Source organism: Vibrio sp. OPT46, from assembly GCF_015163535.1.
Lineage (GTDB): Bacteria > Pseudomonadota > Gammaproteobacteria > Enterobacterales > Vibrionaceae > Vibrio > Vibrio alginolyticus.
The window spans coordinates 1,998-2,982 of sequence record NZ_JADDYG010000877.1; the positions used below are offsets into that span (position 1 = coordinate 1,998).

The 985-nt window shown below is 36.6% G+C and carries 1 protein-coding gene; it reads left to right on the forward strand.

Features of this window, described 5'->3' with window-relative positions; genetic code table 11:
* Positions 1 to 505: hypothetical protein (locus IQR33_RS31275; protein WP_193844311.1), on the forward strand; the 505-nt coding region annotated here is incomplete at its 5' end.
* Positions 506 to 985 lie beyond the last annotated feature (480 nt).

A 985-nucleotide genomic window follows, 5' to 3' on the forward strand; every position in this document is an offset into this window, starting at 1 on the left:
AGAAATTAACTATTCGCTAAATCATTTCGGAAATCCAAAAATATTTCTTCCAGACGGGTTTGTGATTGATATTTGGTCTTTAAAAGACGAACAAACTATAACTGAGGCAATTGAAGGGTTTGTGCATAATATTGATATGGTTGCATGGTCAATATCAGATAAAAAGTATACTGTAATTGACTTAGAAGCATATTCGGAGAGAAGGCTAGAGGTCAATCTAGACGCCATTAAAAAACTAAATGATAGTGATAAGGCATACGCTATCTTAAAAACTATCTATCTTTTAATTCGTCACAATATGATTCCAGGAACTACAGTGGCAGATCTATTTTCATTAGAAATCAAAATGCAAGGAATCTCTCAAAAGCATGCAATTCAACTTTCCAAAGAATTATCTATTTGCGGTATATCAAATTTGCCAGAACTATTGGAGTATTTAGATCCAAGCCATAATGCTATTGAAGCAATAAGGCTACTAAAAGAAGTCAGCAATAAGAGATCATAAATGTAATTCTAAAAAGTCAATTAACTACGCGCCTACGGGGGCGGACGCAGCAAAGCTTCACCGATTTCTTAGACGTTAAGTGTAAAGTTGAGGCTTAATGAATTATCACAGTGCATGAATACACAGGATGGTATGAGTGAACTATTAGAGAAGAAGCGTTTCAGACTTAGCCAGAGCAATTTTGTAAGTTAATGAGGCATGCTTTATGCCTCCAATGGATACAGAGAAATCAGTTCTGTCAAACTTCACGTTAACCTCAATGACAGGATCTAAAATGTCCACCTGTGAGTTACGATAACAGCAGTTCGACTGTACGACCTAGTCATGACTCACCAGTGGATGTGTAAGATCGAGTATGAGTTACTACAATTAATGCTCAAATCTTCACACGTGAACTTTAATCTGTATAACCATAAATAATTCTGAATTGTCCCACCAGCGCCCCACTTTAGTCGGGGCGTGATACCTACCAGTAAAAAC